A 15,605-nucleotide genomic window follows, 5' to 3' on the forward strand; every position below is an offset into this window, starting at 1 on the left:
GATTAAGTAGAGGATGGCGAAGAGAGACTCAAAAATAAACGACTTTGCTTCAATTCGTACTATACGGCTCTCTTTCCTTCATATAGTAAATGGAATGAAGTTTTAATGATGAGAGGGTGAGGAGGTTTTATAGCACATAAAGAAGAGCAGCTACAGCCAGAGCAAGCATTGGCGCACGATTTCTGTGATCAATTTGTGCAAAAGATGCATAAAAACATATTGCATAAAAAGCTTGATAAGGATGTGTACCAATCCTATTTTGTTATCCTTCAGCAACAATTTACAAGACAAGAGCTACAATTTATCGTCCATCTTTTAAAGGTACAGGCAAATGAGATACTACGCATGAAGCCCATGTTTATTACTATGAGTGGGGCCATTCTATTCGTGTTTACATTCATTGCAACAGCCATAAACAGCAAGGTCATGATGGACGTGTCACTTGTCCAAATTGTAGCATTAGCCGTCTTAAGTTTTCATATCGCCATTATATGGATTTCATTTAAAATTGAAATTGAACATAAGCGAGTGCAAGCAGTAATCGCATTATTAGATTATTACGTAACAATTGTTTCTGAGGGGAGTGACCTTCATGCAAAAGACTGCAGATCGATTTCATGATTGGCTTATAAAAGTATCGGAAATATTTCATGTGAAGATGGAACCTGCTACCTGCTTCGAAAAAAAGAAGTAAACGATCATTTATATGATTCAGCTATTGTCAATTTCGAACGATTTCTTCAAATTGAGTATGAAGCTTTCCCCTTATGTAGTGACTACATACGACCAAGTACAATGGGTCGCGTTCCATTAATAGAGGATATTTGGACAAGCATGAAAAAAAATCAAGAACACCTAGCTGAAGAGACGTTGCCCTTCCAGGTAGGATCAATCAACCACATAGGACTTTGGCATGGTTGAACGAGGAGTTTATGGAACATCTCGCACATCATATCAACCATCAAATTTTAATAAATGAATGTGAAACGTAGGCATTTTTTTATGAAATCCTCAAATAATAAAGTACGAAAATAATTATTTGGGGACGTGAAAATGTGAAAAAGTTTTTATTGCTTTTACTACCACTTAGTCTAATCACGGTGTCGCTTTTTTATGTAAAAGTGAGTTCTTCTGAAAATAAAGGGAGAAAATATTATGAGGAAGCAGGTCAAATTCTTTGGGAAATTCAGACGGATGAAAAAATCATTGCCTTAACATTTGATGATGGGCCGCATCGCAAATATACAGCGGAAATCCTTGATGTACTGGAAAAATATAATGCAAAAGCAACCTTTTTTATTGTCGGTCAAAATGCAGAAAAAAATCCTGAGCTGATTACAAGAATGTATGAAGAAGGGCATGAATTGGCCAATCATACCTTTTCACACCCTTTAAGAACCAATGTCGCCAATTTAATGAAAGAAATACAGCAAACTGATGAAGTGATTGCAGGGATTACAGGCTATCAGCCAACATTATTTAGACCAGTTGAAGGACAATATACCGATGCGATGATTGATGCAATTTCAAAAAAAGGCTATAAGGTTGTTATGTGGTCTTGGCATTTAGATACGCTTGATTGGAAAAGTCCTGGTGTCCATCGGATCGTGAATACGGTTTTAAAAGGTGTGAAGGCAGGTAATATTGTGCTATTTCATGATGGCGGGGGAAACCGAGCACAAACGGTTAAGGCAATGGAACAAATCATACCAGAGCTTGAAAAACAGGGCTACCAGTTTGTGACAGTTTCTGAATTATTGGAAATCCAAAGGACAAATAAGAGAATTGAAAAAAAACAGTAGTGTTGAAGCGATACATCTTCAACACTTCTCTTTATGTAAAGGAAGGATTATTTTAACATTTTTTTAATTTGCTTAAGTTCAGCAATTAAATAATCAATTTGCTTTTGCATGTTATCGACTTTGACTGTTTGTTCACCATTTGACGGAGATGAATTATTGTTGGCATTTTGGAGGGCTTCTAAAGCTAAGCCTGCTGCGATGGTTTGTAAACCATCTCCTAATGTTGATATGGCTGTACCAATATAGGCTAACTTTGCCGCATAAATTTCGAGCGAATCGTTATTTTGGTTCGGTTTATTCGTTCTCCCCATTATTTTGCCTCCTTACATTTGTTATTACTTGCATCATATGCGACAACAAGTGAAAAGGCGATTCCGAATCGTTGAATGATTCACTAAAAATGGTAAAATTAGCACAATCAACGGATTGGGGGACTAGCATTGACACAACATGTAGAGCTGATTGAAATGAATGGTGAGCTGCTAGAGGGGAAGGGCAGCTATTGTTTACGAAGCAAGAAAAAAACAGAGGGCTATCAGAACAAAAACAAATGGCTTAATCAACAATTTGAAAAGGGCTTACATTACATACAAGTACTTGAAAATCAAAAACAAGTGGGTTTTATAGAATATACGGACGCGGAATACTCTTCAAGAGTTGTACATGCAGATGGCTACGTGGTAATTCACTGTTTATGGGTAAGTGCAGTGGGCAAGGGCTATGGCACACGATTATTGAAGAGATGCTTAAAGGATGCCGAGGAACGCGGGAAAAAGGGAGTGGTGGTCATAACGAATGACCAAACCTCCTGGACGCCAAGTAAGGATTTATTTTTACAACACCATTTTCAACATATTGCAACAGCACTCGATAATTTTGAACTATGGGTGTTTCCATTTCATGAAAGCAATGAACGGCCATACTTTCCTGATAATTGGCAGGAACGATTAACGAGGTTTCCTCATTTAACGATTTTACGTTCCTTTCAATGTCCCTATGTAGACGTTGCCACGGAAAATATTCAACTAGCTGCCGAAAAATTAGGGCTGCAGCCAGCGTTAGTGGATCTTCAAACGAGAGAAGAGCTGATGGAGAAATCACCGACGCCATATGGTATTTTTTCAGTGGTTTATAAAGGACAATTGATTTCCTTTCATCGATTAACCGTGCATTCCGTTTATAAAAAACTGCAAAAACTCATGAATAATTCCTGATTGGATGCAACTTTTTTGGACACTGGCACGTTATATTCTTATAGCACTTCTATGATTCTTTGAGTTTTTTGTTGACTGCTACTAGGAAATGAGTAAAATTAAAAGGCAGTACCATAATATGCCTAAACTTAGTAGTATGATGGGTGAATAGGTGCTGGAATGCTAGTTAAAATGAAGCATGATAGGACAAGGTCTGTCATGAAATTTTGACAGTCTTTTTCTTTTCGTCTTCTGGATAACCTGTTAAGATGGTAGTAGTGTGACAAAGTTAGTGTAAATGAGAGTGGTGACAATCAAGATGGATGAACAGAAAAAAGAAAGTATAGAACAGCAGCAGGAGCCGACTCCAGCTGAAATTAAGCCGGCAGGACAATTTATACAACTGAAACCGTTTAAATTTATTATGCTAATGTTCTTTACAATTCTTATTACGGCAGGTTTAACGATTTTTGCGTTAACCTTTGGTGATAAGAAAGTAGTAGAAGTGAAAGTTCCGATTGAACGAGAGGAATTTACAAAATTATATGAAGCATTTGATTTACTGAAAAATAACTATTACAAAGATATTGACGATGAAAAAGTGGTCGATGGTGCAATTAATGGTATGTTTGATGCATTAGACGATCCTTATTCCGATTTCATGGTAAAGGAAGAAGCGGATCAATTTAATTCGGGCTTATCTTCAAGTTTCCAAGGAATTGGTGCAGAAATCCAAGAACGTAATGGTTATATTACAGTTGTGTCACCTATCAAAAATTCTCCTGCTGAAAAGGCAGGCTTATTACCAAAAGATATTATCTTAACAGTTGATGGGAAAAGCATTCAGGGCTTAAGTGCAACAGAGGCAGTTGCACTCATTCGTGGCGAAAAAGGAACACCCGTAAAACTCACGGTAAAACGTGGCGAAAATACGGAACCCATTCAAATGACCATCGTTCGTGATGATATCCCAGTTGAAACCGTTTATGGTGAAATGCTTGATGGCAATATTGCCCATATTCAAATTACGTCATTTAGTGAACAAACGGCCCAAGAGCTTGAAAAAATCCTTGCTGAGTATGAAGGTAAAGGAATGAAGGGCATTGTATTGGATTTACGTCAAAATCCTGGTGGCTACCTAAAGGCTGCAGTTGATATTTCTAATTTCTTTGTACCAGAAGGAAAAGCGATTGTTCAGGTACAAGAAAAAGATGCGGAACCTCAAATAACAAATGCCATTGCAGGTAAAAAATATAACCTACCGATCACGGTATTAGTTGATAGTGGCAGTGCTTCAGCCTCTGAGATATTAGCAGGAGCATTAAAAGAGTCCGTTGGTGCTAAAGTTGTTGGTGAAACATCATTCGGTAAAGGGACTGTCCAAAATGTTACACCATTAAAAGATGGCTCTAATTTAAAATTTACGACAGGTAAATGGTTAACACCGAATGGCAACTGGATTAATGAAAAAGGAATTGAGCCTGATGTCAAAGTTGCGTATCCATCCTATGCCTCTCTACCTTACTTGAATGCCTCTTTAGAAATGAAGACAGGCTTACAATCTGACTCTGTGAAAGCAGCAGAGGAAATGCTTCAGGTGCTAGGGTATGAGCCTGGTGAAGTAGATGGAATCTTCGATGACAATACCGCGCAGGCAGTAGAAAAACTACAAGCCGCGAACAATCTTGAAGAAACAGGTATTTTAACAGGCAATACAACGTATGCATTAATGGATGCGTTACGTGCAAAAATGAAAGCCGATGATCCTCAGTTACTAAAAGCGAAAGAGCTTCTTGTAGGAACAGCCGAAAAAACAGAGGAAACAACAAACTAACAATGTAGCTGTCGCAACAGTTGTCTTTCACGGCATCTGCGACAGCTTTTTTTATGGGAGGAACTAATATGAAAGATGTGTACCTATTTAGTGGCTTTTTAGGGAGTGGCAAAACATCCATGCTGACAGACGTCATTCGCCAGCTAAAAGAAAAGAAATTAAAGCCTGCTGTTATTATGAATGAGCTCGGGAAGCTGCCATTTGACTCGCAGGCAGTGGAAAAGGATATCCCGCTAAAGGAGATGCTAGAGGGCTGTATTTGCTGTTCGGGTGCTGAAAAAACAGAGGCACAAATTCAATCTCTTCTATTAGATAGTGATTTTGATGTGCTCATTATCGAGACAACAGGTGCAGCACATCCTGTAGAAGCTTTGGATGCCGTTTTTTCACCGCTTTTTGCAGATCAGCTCAATGTGAAAGGCATTATCACGGTGGCTGATTCTAAGCTCTGGCTACACCGTGATACATTAACACCACAAGTGCGCTCTTTATTTCTGGAGCAAATTCGCCATGCACATCTATTGTTAGCAAATAAAACAGACTTATTAACAGAGGCAGAGCAAGGTCAGGTCGTCTATGAACTGCAGGGCTTGAACCCTCATGCCTTTATATTGCAAACGACAAATGGACGCGTACCACTCAGCTTATTAGAGGGGCTGAAGGCAACAACACAGGTCGATAAAGCAGATATAGTTAAAGCGCCAATAGCCTCAATGCAGCTGGGCTCTCGCTTAGTAGATTTTACAGATCAAGAATTTACACAGGAGCAGTTTGAAGATTGGGTGCGTGCATTACCTGAAACGATTTATCGTATGAAAGGCTATGTACCGATTGAGGGCATCAAAAACCCAATGCTGTTCCAATATGCTTATGGAATGGTTCAGTGGCTCCCAGAATATCTAAAAATGCCAGCAAAACTTGTTATTATTGGAGAGAATGTTGGTTCTTTACCTGTTATTGGAGTTAATTGAAGAATAAAGCAACCATTGCGTTTCTGCACTTGAACAGCCTGTGAAGTTTTACACAGGTTGTTTTATTTTTATGTAAACGAAATGTAACGCTCTTGTAACATAATTGTAATATTAGGTTGGCAAGAGGCTACGACACTAGCCGTCTCTAGGGTGATTTAAAGAGGGCACTGAAAAAAAGAGGCTAAAAAACACATGTATAAATCATGCATTTTTTATTCATGTTAGTTGTTTATTTTCTAAAATATTTACTAGTTTAGGAGGGGTGTCAACCCTCTTTCAAACGTAAGTATTTCATAGATTGGTTAAACCTGCTAAAAAATAGCGCGAAAAAAACGTGATTTTTCGGGCATTTTATTCTTCGTTGGCGTAGCTAGCAGATGTTGGTAAGATTTTAATGAAAAACATCCCTTACGATTAGTGGCAGAGAAGGAGGAATTGCAAACATGAAAAAAACATTAACTGCAATTTGTGCAACATTTCTATTAGCAGCTCCAATTCAAATAGCTTCTGCTGCTGCAAATACAACAGAGGGGAATTCCGAACAGCAATCAACAAACTGTAATGTTTATTATTATAAATGGTCAAACAACAATCATAAGTGGACGATTAAACTTCCACAGGCATCTACACCATCTAATGAGACGCCAACAACAGATAATACAACACCAACAAAGCCAAATAATAATCAATCATCACAAAACGAAAAGCCAGCAACACCACCAACTACTTCAACACCATCAACAACAACTTCAGATGTGAACGCATTTGAACAAGAGGTAGTGAAATTAACGAACGCTGAACGTACAAAAGCTGGTTTATCACCACTTCAAACAGATGCAAAATTAATGGCTGCAGCTCGTGAAAAATCACAAGATATGCAAACAAACAAGTATTTCTCACATACGAGCCCAACATTTGGTTCACCATTTGATCGTATGAAAGCTTTAGGCATCACTTATAAAGCTGCAGGTGAAAACATTGCTCAAGGTCAACGCTCACCACAAGAAGTAGTACAAGCGTGGATGGATTCACCAGGACACCGTGCGAACATTTTAAACGGTAATTTTACGCACATCGGTGTAGGATACGTGAAATCAGGTAACTACTGGACACAACAATTTATCCAAAAATAATTCTATATTAATTGAAAGATGCTCTATAAGTCTTTAAAGCTTATAGGGCATCTTTTTTTATTGAAATAATGGTAAAATTTGATGAGAAAGGGTGGATAGAATTGAAACAATATAGCATAGCAATAGCGATTTTCTCATTGGCGGTGTCTTTTTTAATAGGAAGCTGGCTCATCGCTACTAGTTTAAAAGAGCAGCCAAAAGAACCCGTGCAACACCAGCTATTATCTCAAGAAGAGGCAGCTGATTATTTAGGAATCAGTGTCGTGGAATTGTTAAAATTAACAGAAGTGCCAGACGGATCAAATGGTTACATAAGCGAAATCCCTCATGTGAAGGTAGGGGACAATGTCTATTATCCAAAGCAAGCTATGGATCGATGGCTACTGGATATGGAATTAATCGTAGTACCTTAAGAAAAACATATGAACTATTTCTTTGGATAGGGGCATCACCTAATAAAAAGAGCGCTTCTCCCTCGAAAAGGAGCAGTTCTCCAGCGAAAACCGGTCGATGAAACTTTTCTTTCTCTTTTATAAGATAGAAGTTTTTAAACTGTATTTTGGGGGAATTGATAAATAAGTAGTGGGTAAAAAGTAGGGAGAGGTGAGAAGGATGAAAAAGCCGAATCTATTAAAGCAGTTTTTTGCAAAAGAAGAAAGACCGCATACGATTGCGCTAGCAACAGCTCAAGACCATCGTTTATTTTCATATGCCATGTCCTTTGCCAAGTATCACCCTGATATGATGATTGTGTTTTCGGCAGATGGCGAAATTATTTATGTCAATCAAGAAGCACTCTTTGAACTATTACAATATCGACCTAGCCATGCGAAGGATTTTAAGAAAATTCTGACTGAGGCAGATTATAAACGATTAAAAAGAGCATTCAATCGAACATTGCGAGGAAAGTCGGTCAAAATTGATATTGAACGACTACAGCATCAAGGACAAAACCTAAGCCTAGTGCTGACGTTTATACCGATCAAAAATGACGACAATCATTCGGAGGGGCTTTATTTAATCATTGAAGATATGTCGACGTATTCCGCCATGAAGCATCAGTTAATGCTCCATGAGAAGCATTTAAATTACGCCCAGCATATTGCGGCAGTTGGGAGCTGGGAGTACTTTATTCAGCATGACAAACTTTATTGCTCAGATAACTTTTATCATATTTTTGGCTTTACGCGTTCAGATAACGATGGGATTGATCACGTATTTCAGTTCATTCATCCAGATGATTATGAAAGGACATATGATGCATTTAATCATGCGCGAAAAGGGACTAATTTTGACAGTGACTTCCGAATTTATCACGGCAAAACCAATGAACTGCGTTTTTTACAAGCTGCCGCCGAAGTCATTTGGAAGGATGACAAGCCCTTTAAGATGATTGGGGTTGTCAAAGACGAAACGGCTTTCAAACTACTTGAGAAAACGCTAAATGATACGTTAGCCAACTATCATTCTATCTTTGACAATTTAGATGCAGGGATTTGGATGCGGGATTCCATTCGTGGTAATATGCTGTTTGCCTCTAAAGGACTGGAGGGAATTCTAGGTATTCCATTAGCTAAGCTTTACGAAGACTCAGAAGTATGGATTAATATGATTCATCCTGCACATCGTGAGGAAGTATTAGCGTATACAGATCATCTCGCTTCAGGCAAAAGCTATCAAGTGATTTATCGTATCCTAACGGGGAAGAATGAGACAAAGTGGTTACTGGAGCAAATTGTGCCGAGACTAGATCAGGAGGGGGAGGTCAACCATATTTTTGGCTTAGTAACTGATATTACAAAGGAAATCGAACGAGAAAAGAAGCTGAATTATTTAGTGTATTATGATGAATTAACAGGTTTACCAAATCGATTGAGCTTACATGATAAAGTCGATACATTATGCTTAGCTGGCGAACCCTTCGCGCTATTATATATTTCGATTAACCGCTTTCATATCATAAATAATGCGCTAGGTACGAAAATCAGTGATGAGCTTCTGCGCACGGTGACCAACTACTTTTCCACACTAACAGATGATCGCAGTTACATGGCACGCCTAGACAATCAGCATTTTATCATTGTCATTAAAAAATATGGGAGCAAGCAGCATATTTCCGCGCTGGCTAGCCGTATACTGAAAACCTTTGATACACCTTTTTCTATAAAAGACTATCGCTTGCACCTATCTGCTAGCATTGGCATTGCCTTTTATCCAGAGGAGGGCCTAACGAGAAACATTTTATTAGAAAATGCCTATTCAGCTTTATGCTACGCGCAACAGCAGGGAAGGAATCGTTTTCATATTTATGCCTTTACGGAGGATATTACTTCCTATAAGCAGTACGTGTTAGACCGAGATATGCGACAAGCCATGTTAAATGAGGAATTCGAATTATATTTCCAACCATTGGTGGAGCCGCAAAAGGGGATTATCAACGGCGCAGAAGCATTAATTCGTTGGCATCATAAAGAATGGGGCCTTGTGTCACCTGGTGAATTTATTCCATTAGCGGAAGAAAACCATATGATTCATATCATTACAGATTGGGTGATTAAAAAAGCATGTGCGTTGTTACAGCACTGGAAGCAGCAAGGGCATGTGCTGCGAACAATTAGTATTAAGATATCGCCAATTCGTCTGATGAAAAAGGGCTTTATTCAGTTTGTCCAAGAGCAATTACAGGTAAATTCGATTGACGCGCATTATTTACAATTCGAGATAAGTGAAAGTACCATCTTAAAAAATAGTACAAGTGTAATGACTGTTCTCAAAGAATTACAAGAAGTTGGTGTCAAAATTGCTATTGGTGATTTTGGAACAGGCTATTCATCCTTAGAATCATTGCGAACATTCCAACCAACGACACTCCATATCTATGAAGCGTTTATTCGTGAAATTCGTCATGATCGTCCGATTGAAAATGGACTCATTTCAACAACGATTTATTTAGCTAAAATGCTTGGTATTCAGGTAGTGGCAAAAGGAGTTGAAAGTTACGAGCAATTTATCTTTTTAAAGCAGCAAGCATGTGATTATCTGCAAGGTAGCATTTATACGAAGGCTGTTCCCGCGAAAGCCTTTGAAAAAATGCTGGCACAAGGCATTTTAACACCACAAAAAGCTAGTGTTCATAAAAAGCCTGTGGTGGAACGGCGCAAATATTACCGCTTTCAATTCCCTGCCTATGTGAAGGGCTTCATGACGATTATTGAAATGAATGAACAAAAACTAAATATTGGACATACCCCTATCATCATCGAAAATATTAGCTTAGGCGGCATGAAGATACGCTCTTCTTTGAAGCTACCAGTTAATCAAACGATGAAATTTAAATTTAGCTTTATTTTGATGAATCAATCATTTAACCTAGAGGGCACATTTAGATGGACCCTAGAAGAAAAATACCAAATCTACTCTTATGGTGTCGCCTTCAATCTAACGCAGGAGGATGAAGGAAAATTAGCACCGATTATCAATCGAATGACCGCCCTGCATAATCACCATGAAAAAATAGAGGGAACGCCCTTTATGTATGAGGATATTGAAGCTTATTTTAAAAAATAGCGAATCATGAAGATGCCCAAATGTTCTAGTGGGCATCTTTTTTCATGGTGTGGAATCACACGATCTAAGCGTTTGAAATACACGAAAGATGCTTATACTCTCCAGTAGAGGAGGCGTTTTATGGATAAAGTGGAGTATATGATGAAAAGCCTACAAAAAGCATTCTACCATTCCTCGGATTTGACCGTCAGACAAATAGATTGGCATGAAGGGGACACGGCTATTTTATGCTTTTACGCTTCTCTTGTTGATGCGAAGGAAGTACAAAAAATACTGGATACGATTTATGCACGTTTAGATACAGAAAAACCCTTTTGGAGTGAAACCCTCCTTACAACACTCGATAATTTTGCGCTACCGCAAGCAATTGAACGGGTTTGCCAAGGTGAAACGCTCGTGATTTTGCCTGACATGGGAAAAATGCTGACTTTAGCGATTCCCAATGAAGTTCGTCGTAACCTTGAGGAGCCAAACAATGAACATATTCTGCGAGGCTCCCATGAAGGGCTTGTGGAGCGGGCGGATACCAATTTAACGTTGATCCGAAAGCGAGTGAATAATCCCGCTCTTGTGGTCAAATCTTTTACAATTGGACAACAAACGAACACAAAAGCTTATTATCTCTATATGGATGGGGTCATAAAGCCTGAGACCTTAAAAGAGATGGAAAAGCGGATTGCGGACATTAAAATCGACTATTTTTATAGTATTGGCCAGTTAAGTGATGCCCTTGAGGATTCTGTGTTATCGCCATTTCCACAATTGTTAAATACAGAGCATCCAGATCGTGTCGTAGCCCATTTAGTGGAGGGTAAAGTTGTGGTCATGACCAATATTTCGCCGTCTGCCTTGATTGGCCCTGTGACATTTTTCTCTTTCTATCAAACACCTGATGACTATAATAGTCGGGTAGTGGTTGGCTCTTTTTATAAAATAGTTCGTTTACTGTCGTTTGTAACGGCGGTTTTTTTACCAGCATTTTATATTGCGGTAATTAGCTTTCACTTTGAGGTATTACCGTTAGAATTAAGTAATCAAGTGAAAAATGATGTTAATGATATCCCTTATCGACCGCTAATTGAAGCACTGATACTTGAGATTATTATGGAGCTCATACGAGAATCAAGTATTCGCTTGCCACAATCAGTAGGGCAAACGATTGGGATCGTAGGAGGATTAGTGATCGGTGATGCCATTGTAAGTGCTGGACTCGTGTCAAACTTAATGGTTATTGTTGTCGCCTTAACGGCCATTTCAAGCTATGTCGTCCCGTCCGTTGAATTGAATAGCACGATTCGCATGCTCCGTTTTCCGTTTATGCTACTTGCCTCATTATTTGGATTTTTAGGCATTGTGGTAGGGGTTGTCATCCTATTAATTCATTTAATTAGTTTAACGTCATTGAAACAGCCGTATTTTTCACCTATTGTACCTTTTCAACCGAAAGCTGTTTATAAAATTTTTTTACGCTGGCCATTTATTAGACCGACAGTCCAAGTTACTTCCTTTCAACCACCGAAGGATGAAAAGGGGAAAAATGAGGATACACCATGAATTTTTCTCTATCAAAGGCACAATTTTTTTTACTACTCTTTATCATTCAGACAGGTGTTGTCTACATTTCGTTTCAAACACCGTTAATCATATACAGCCAGCATAGTGCATGGTTTGTCTTCATCCTTGCTAGCCTCTTCCATTACGGCTTGCTGTTCTTTTTTGAACGCTATTATCAATCTTTCTTTTTAAATGGGTTCTTTCGCTGGGTCTATCTTATCTATTGGTTATTAATAACAGCTGTATTAATTGCCTATATGGGGTATGTTCTGGCCTCATGGGTCTTGCCCCAAACACCTGAATGGCTTGTTGTCATGCTGATTGTAGGATTATCCTTGTATGCCAACCTCGTCAGACCAGAAACGGTCATCAACATTGGTGTCATGCTAATCCCTATCATTTTCCTCTTCGTCATTTTTTTAATGCTGGCGGTTCCGGATCTAACGTGGAGTAATCTTTTCCCTGTTGAATGGAATCATACTAAGCAAATCATGGCGGGCATGATCCATAGCATGTATGCTTTTTTTGGGATTGAAATGTACCTCATTTATCGTCCATTTCTCAAACAGGATTTACAGGTGAAGGGAAAGCCCTTATTGATTTACCAACTCGTCCTTTTTATCTTTTATTTTCTTTCGGTTGTCTTTACACAAATGTTCTTTGCTTTGGAGGAGATTCAACTGATACCAGAGCCTATTATGTATATTTTAAAATCACAGGAAGTGAATTTTGTAAAACGGCTGGATATTTTTTTCATCTATATTTGGCTTTCTTGGTCCATTGTTACGGTCATGATCTACGGTTTGTCCTTTCGTGTGCTCTATTTGTCAAAAAAGCGGAAGCATCCGAAACGCAGTATTGTTATTTATCATCTTCTCTTAGCTATCCTGCCGCTATTTGTCATGCAATTTCAGCGCATTGAGTTTGTCAAAAATTCTATACACTACGTACTCATCGTGTTTACGATTCTACTACCAATGATGATTATTTGTTGGAATAAATGGAGGGGAAAACGTGTATCGTAAAGGGATTATGCTCCTCTTCTCTATGTTACTTTTAGCTGGTTGTTGGGATGAACGACTTTATAAAAACGCTTCCGTTGTGACGCTTGTTGGGGTGGACGGATATGTGGGGGCATACAAGGGGTATTATGCCTATCCGAATACAGCAGCTCAGCAAAATGAAGTGATTGAAGCGGACGGCATTTCACCAAGAGATGTACGGAATCAAGCCAATTTAAAAGTAGAACAAACAATTGATTTATCTGAGCTATCGACTATCCTTGTATCGGATCAAACGGTAAGAGAGCCTCTTTATGATATTTTGGATATTTATTTTCGTAATCCCCAAAACCCGATATCGATAAAAATTGCTGTAACAGAAGGGGATGTCAAGCCGTTTATAGAGCTCACAAAGGATTTGGCAGGGGGTTCAGGAGACTATTATGAACGTTTTATGGAAAGTACAGAGGAAAATACAATTTTTCCGAAATTAGATTTACAGACGGTTGGCTCCATGCTATTTGAACAGACAATTGATATAGCACTACCGTATATTCAGTTAAGTGAGGATAAAAAGCATGCTGTTGCGGCAGGCGTCACGTTGTTTTCAGGTCAAAGGTTTACGGGTACAGTATTAACACCAAAACAATCTCTCACGATGCTTCTCTTAATGAATCAACCTAGCAAACAAGCACGGATGAGCTATATGTGGAAGCATGATGGAAAAGCGATGCCAATCACAGCAGAGGTCATTCATATCAAGCGTCAATGGACGGTGAATGAGGAATTAAAAAGAATAGACATGGATTATCTCATCGAGGTAGAAATTGAGGAATTTGCACATGACCATTTATATAAAGACCCCATTTTCAAGGAGGTTCAGCAGCTGATTCAAAATCAAATGCAGGCAGAGTTTGAGGAGGTTTTGCGGATTCTTCAAGGTCAGCAATCGGATACGTTGGGGATTGGTCGATATATTCGTGCCTATCACCCCAAGATGTTTCAGAAGGATTGGCATACTATCTATGCATCCTTACAGCTAGTGCCGTCTGTTCAAGTGAAAATCATTCGTACAGGTGTTTTACGTTAAAAATCGCCTTTCTCAAGTTTGGAGAAAAGGCGATTTTTTATTAAACAGTTACTCTTTTTTGAACAATCAGCAGACGGATTAATAGAGTAACGGCGCCCATTGTTAAACCTGCCACAAGGCCAATCCAATAGCCAAATGGGCCGAAATCCGTATGTGTGGCAAGGGTGTACCCAACTGGCAAGCCAATCACCCAATAAGAAATAATGGCCATGATAAATGTGATCATGACATCTTTGTAGCCTCTCAATGCGCCTTGCACTGGTGCTTGTATCGCATCAGATAGCTGGAAAATGGCTGCATAGACTAAAAATTGTACGGCATACTCAAGAACCATCTGATCTGTCGTATACATATGCGCTACAGGTTCACGTAAAATAAATAAGATGCAAGCTGATATAAAGCTAAATAAAATGGCTGTACCTACACATAGATAACTATACATACGAGCATCTCGCATGCGTCCTGCGCCAATCTCAAAACCTACTAATATTGTGACACCCATAGAAATACTGAGTGGAACCATGTATAACAGGGAAGTGAAATTGATGGCGATCTGATGGGCTGCGATAATTTCTGTGCTGAAATTACTCATCATCATGGTCACAGCAGAAAAAATACTTGTTTCTGCAAATAGGGAAATACCGATCGGTACCCCAATCAATAAAATTTCCTTCCATCGAAGCCATTCAAGCTTAGGCCAATCATAAAACAGACGGAATCGTTCGAACGGTACTCGTTTAGCGATGATCCATACTGTAATCATGAATATTAGCCAGTACGTTATTGCTGTCGCTACACCAGCCCCGATGCCGCCAAGCTCAGGTGCACCGAATTTGCCGAAAATAAAGATATAGTTCAGCACGATATTAATGGGCGTTGTCAATAAGGTAATGATCATCGTGACCCGTGTCTGACCAAGGGCGTCAATAAAGCAACGCATCACAAAAAATAAGAAAAGTGGTAAAAGACCAGCACACATCGCATAGATGTAGCCTTTTGCAATGCTATGTACAGCAGATTCTAAGTTCATCTTACTAAGTATCCAATCAATGCCAAAGAAGAGTCCTGTAAAAATAAGGACCGCCAGCAATATCGCGACATAAATGCCTTGCTGGACTGCCTTTTTTGCATCCATCTCTTTTTTCGCTCCCACAAGCTGTGAGACAATTGGGGTAATAGCTAGGAGTATACCTGAAAGTCCAGTATAGATCGGAATCCATATGGAGGAACCAATCGAAACACCTGCTAAATCAACCGTCCCGTAACGACTAGACATTAAAATATCAAAAAATGAAATAAGATAAATCGCTACCTGTGTCACTAAAATAGGGACAATCATTTTTAAGAGTAGCACGTATTTTTCCTTAATTGTGGATGTTTGATACATATTTTCTACTTCCTTCATGAACATAATGAACAAGTATAGCATATGTAAAGAGAGAAAAGCTGAAATTTTCATG

The 15,605-nt window shown here is 38.9% G+C and carries 13 protein-coding genes; 11 read left to right on the plus strand and 2 right to left on the minus strand.

The window, feature by feature from the left end; translation table 11 throughout:
* The first annotated feature begins 219 nt into the window (after positions 1-219).
* Together CD31_RS15715 and CD31_RS15725 are read left to right on the plus strand one after the other, a co-directional pair.
* A complete protein-coding gene (locus CD31_RS15715; RefSeq protein WP_238542924.1) occupies positions 220-621 on the plus strand; it encodes a hydroxymyristoyl-ACP dehydratase in 402 nt (133 codons plus the stop codon).
* Positions 622-1,055: 434 nt separating this feature from the next.
* Complete coding sequence (locus CD31_RS15725; RefSeq protein WP_036078958.1) at positions 1,056-1,802, plus strand: polysaccharide deacetylase family protein; 747 nt, start codon at positions 1,056-1,058, stop codon at positions 1,800-1,802.
* A gap of 47 nt (positions 1,803-1,849) precedes the next feature.
* Here the strand turns inward: CD31_RS15725 and CD31_RS15730 are convergent, their stop codons facing one another.
* Positions 1,850-2,113, minus strand: a complete 264-nt coding sequence (locus tag CD31_RS15730; RefSeq protein ID WP_016994046.1) for a hypothetical protein — start codon at positions 2,111-2,113, stop codon at positions 1,850-1,852.
* A 129-nt stretch (positions 2,114-2,242) separates the two neighbouring features.
* Here CD31_RS15730 and CD31_RS15735 point away from each other — a divergent pair, with 129 nt between their 5' ends.
* The 9 genes from CD31_RS15735 (at position 2,243) to CD31_RS15775 (ending at position 14,145) form a co-directional block, all read left to right on the plus strand.
* On the plus strand, positions 2,243-3,016 hold the full coding sequence (locus CD31_RS15735; protein WP_036078961.1) for a GNAT family N-acetyltransferase: 774 nt from the start codon (positions 2,243-2,245) through the stop codon (positions 3,014-3,016).
* Positions 3,017-3,314: 298 nt separating this feature from the next.
* Positions 3,315-4,829 carry a lmo1851 family serine protease gene (locus CD31_RS15740; RefSeq protein WP_036078963.1) on the plus strand — a complete coding sequence of 505 codons (1,515 nt, stop codon included), beginning with the start codon at positions 3,315-3,317 and terminating at the stop codon, positions 4,827-4,829.
* 68 nt (positions 4,830-4,897) lie between these two features.
* The gene (locus CD31_RS15745; protein WP_036078965.1) at positions 4,898-5,800 is read left to right on the plus strand and encodes a CobW family GTP-binding protein; all 903 of its coding nucleotides are present in this window, start codon (positions 4,898-4,900) and stop codon (positions 5,798-5,800) included.
* 443 nt (positions 5,801-6,243) lie between these two features.
* Positions 6,244-6,933, plus strand: a complete 690-nt coding sequence (locus tag CD31_RS15750; protein ID WP_036078967.1) for a CAP domain-containing protein — start codon at positions 6,244-6,246, stop codon at positions 6,931-6,933.
* 101 nt (positions 6,934-7,034) lie between these two features.
* The gene (locus CD31_RS15755; protein WP_036078969.1) at positions 7,035-7,346 is read left to right on the plus strand and encodes a helix-turn-helix domain-containing protein; all 312 of its coding nucleotides are present in this window, start codon (positions 7,035-7,037) and stop codon (positions 7,344-7,346) included.
* A 199-nt stretch (positions 7,347-7,545) separates the two neighbouring features.
* Positions 7,546-10,500, plus strand: coding sequence for an EAL domain-containing protein (locus CD31_RS15760; protein ID WP_036078971.1), 2,955 nt, complete (start codon positions 7,546-7,548; stop codon positions 10,498-10,500).
* A gap of 120 nt (positions 10,501-10,620) precedes the next feature.
* A complete protein-coding gene (locus CD31_RS15765) occupies positions 10,621-12,054 on the plus strand; it encodes a spore germination protein (RefSeq protein WP_036078974.1) in 1,434 nt (477 codons plus the stop codon).
* The gene (locus tag CD31_RS15770; RefSeq protein ID WP_036078976.1) at positions 12,051-13,079 is read left to right on the plus strand and encodes a GerAB/ArcD/ProY family transporter; all 1,029 of its coding nucleotides are present in this window, start codon (positions 12,051-12,053) and stop codon (positions 13,077-13,079) included. The genes CD31_RS15765 and CD31_RS15770 overlap by 4 nt, the downstream gene beginning before the upstream one ends.
* Complete coding sequence (locus CD31_RS15775) at positions 13,069-14,145, plus strand: Ger(x)C family spore germination protein (protein WP_036078978.1); 1,077 nt, start codon at positions 13,069-13,071, stop codon at positions 14,143-14,145. Before CD31_RS15770 ends, CD31_RS15775 begins: the two co-directional genes overlap by 11 nt.
* A gap of 40 nt (positions 14,146-14,185) precedes the next feature.
* On the opposite strand, the gene CD31_RS15780 is transcribed toward CD31_RS15775, so the two are convergent.
* A complete protein-coding gene (locus CD31_RS15780; RefSeq protein WP_036078981.1) occupies positions 14,186-15,532 on the minus strand; it encodes an MATE family efflux transporter in 1,347 nt (448 codons plus the stop codon).
* Positions 15,533-15,605: the final 73 nt, after the last annotated feature.

The organism is Lysinibacillus boronitolerans JCM 21713 = 10a = NBRC 103108 (genome assembly GCF_000772935.1).
Lineage (GTDB): Bacteria > Bacillota > Bacilli > Bacillales_A > Planococcaceae > Lysinibacillus > Lysinibacillus boronitolerans.

Coding starts and splice junctions, on each gene's coding strand:
- CD31_RS15780 (WP_036078981.1), bottom strand. CDS start 15,532: ATGTATCAAACATCCACAATTAAGGAAAAATACGTGCTACTCTTAAAA.
- CD31_RS15740 (WP_036078963.1), top strand. CDS start 3,315: ATGGATGAACAGAAAAAAGAAAGTATAGAACAGCAGCAGGAGCCGACT.
- CD31_RS15770 (WP_036078976.1), top strand. CDS start 12,051: ATGAATTTTTCTCTATCAAAGGCACAATTTTTTTTACTACTCTTTATC.
- CD31_RS15745 (WP_036078965.1), top strand. CDS start 4,898: ATGAAAGATGTGTACCTATTTAGTGGCTTTTTAGGGAGTGGCAAAACA.
- CD31_RS15760 (WP_036078971.1), top strand. CDS start 7,546: ATGAAAAAGCCGAATCTATTAAAGCAGTTTTTTGCAAAAGAAGAAAGA.
- CD31_RS15765 (WP_036078974.1), top strand. CDS start 10,621: ATGGATAAAGTGGAGTATATGATGAAAAGCCTACAAAAAGCATTCTAC.
- CD31_RS15750 (WP_036078967.1), top strand. CDS start 6,244: ATGAAAAAAACATTAACTGCAATTTGTGCAACATTTCTATTAGCAGCT.
- CD31_RS15730 (WP_016994046.1), bottom strand. CDS start 2,113: ATGGGGAGAACGAATAAACCGAACCAAAATAACGATTCGCTCGAAATT.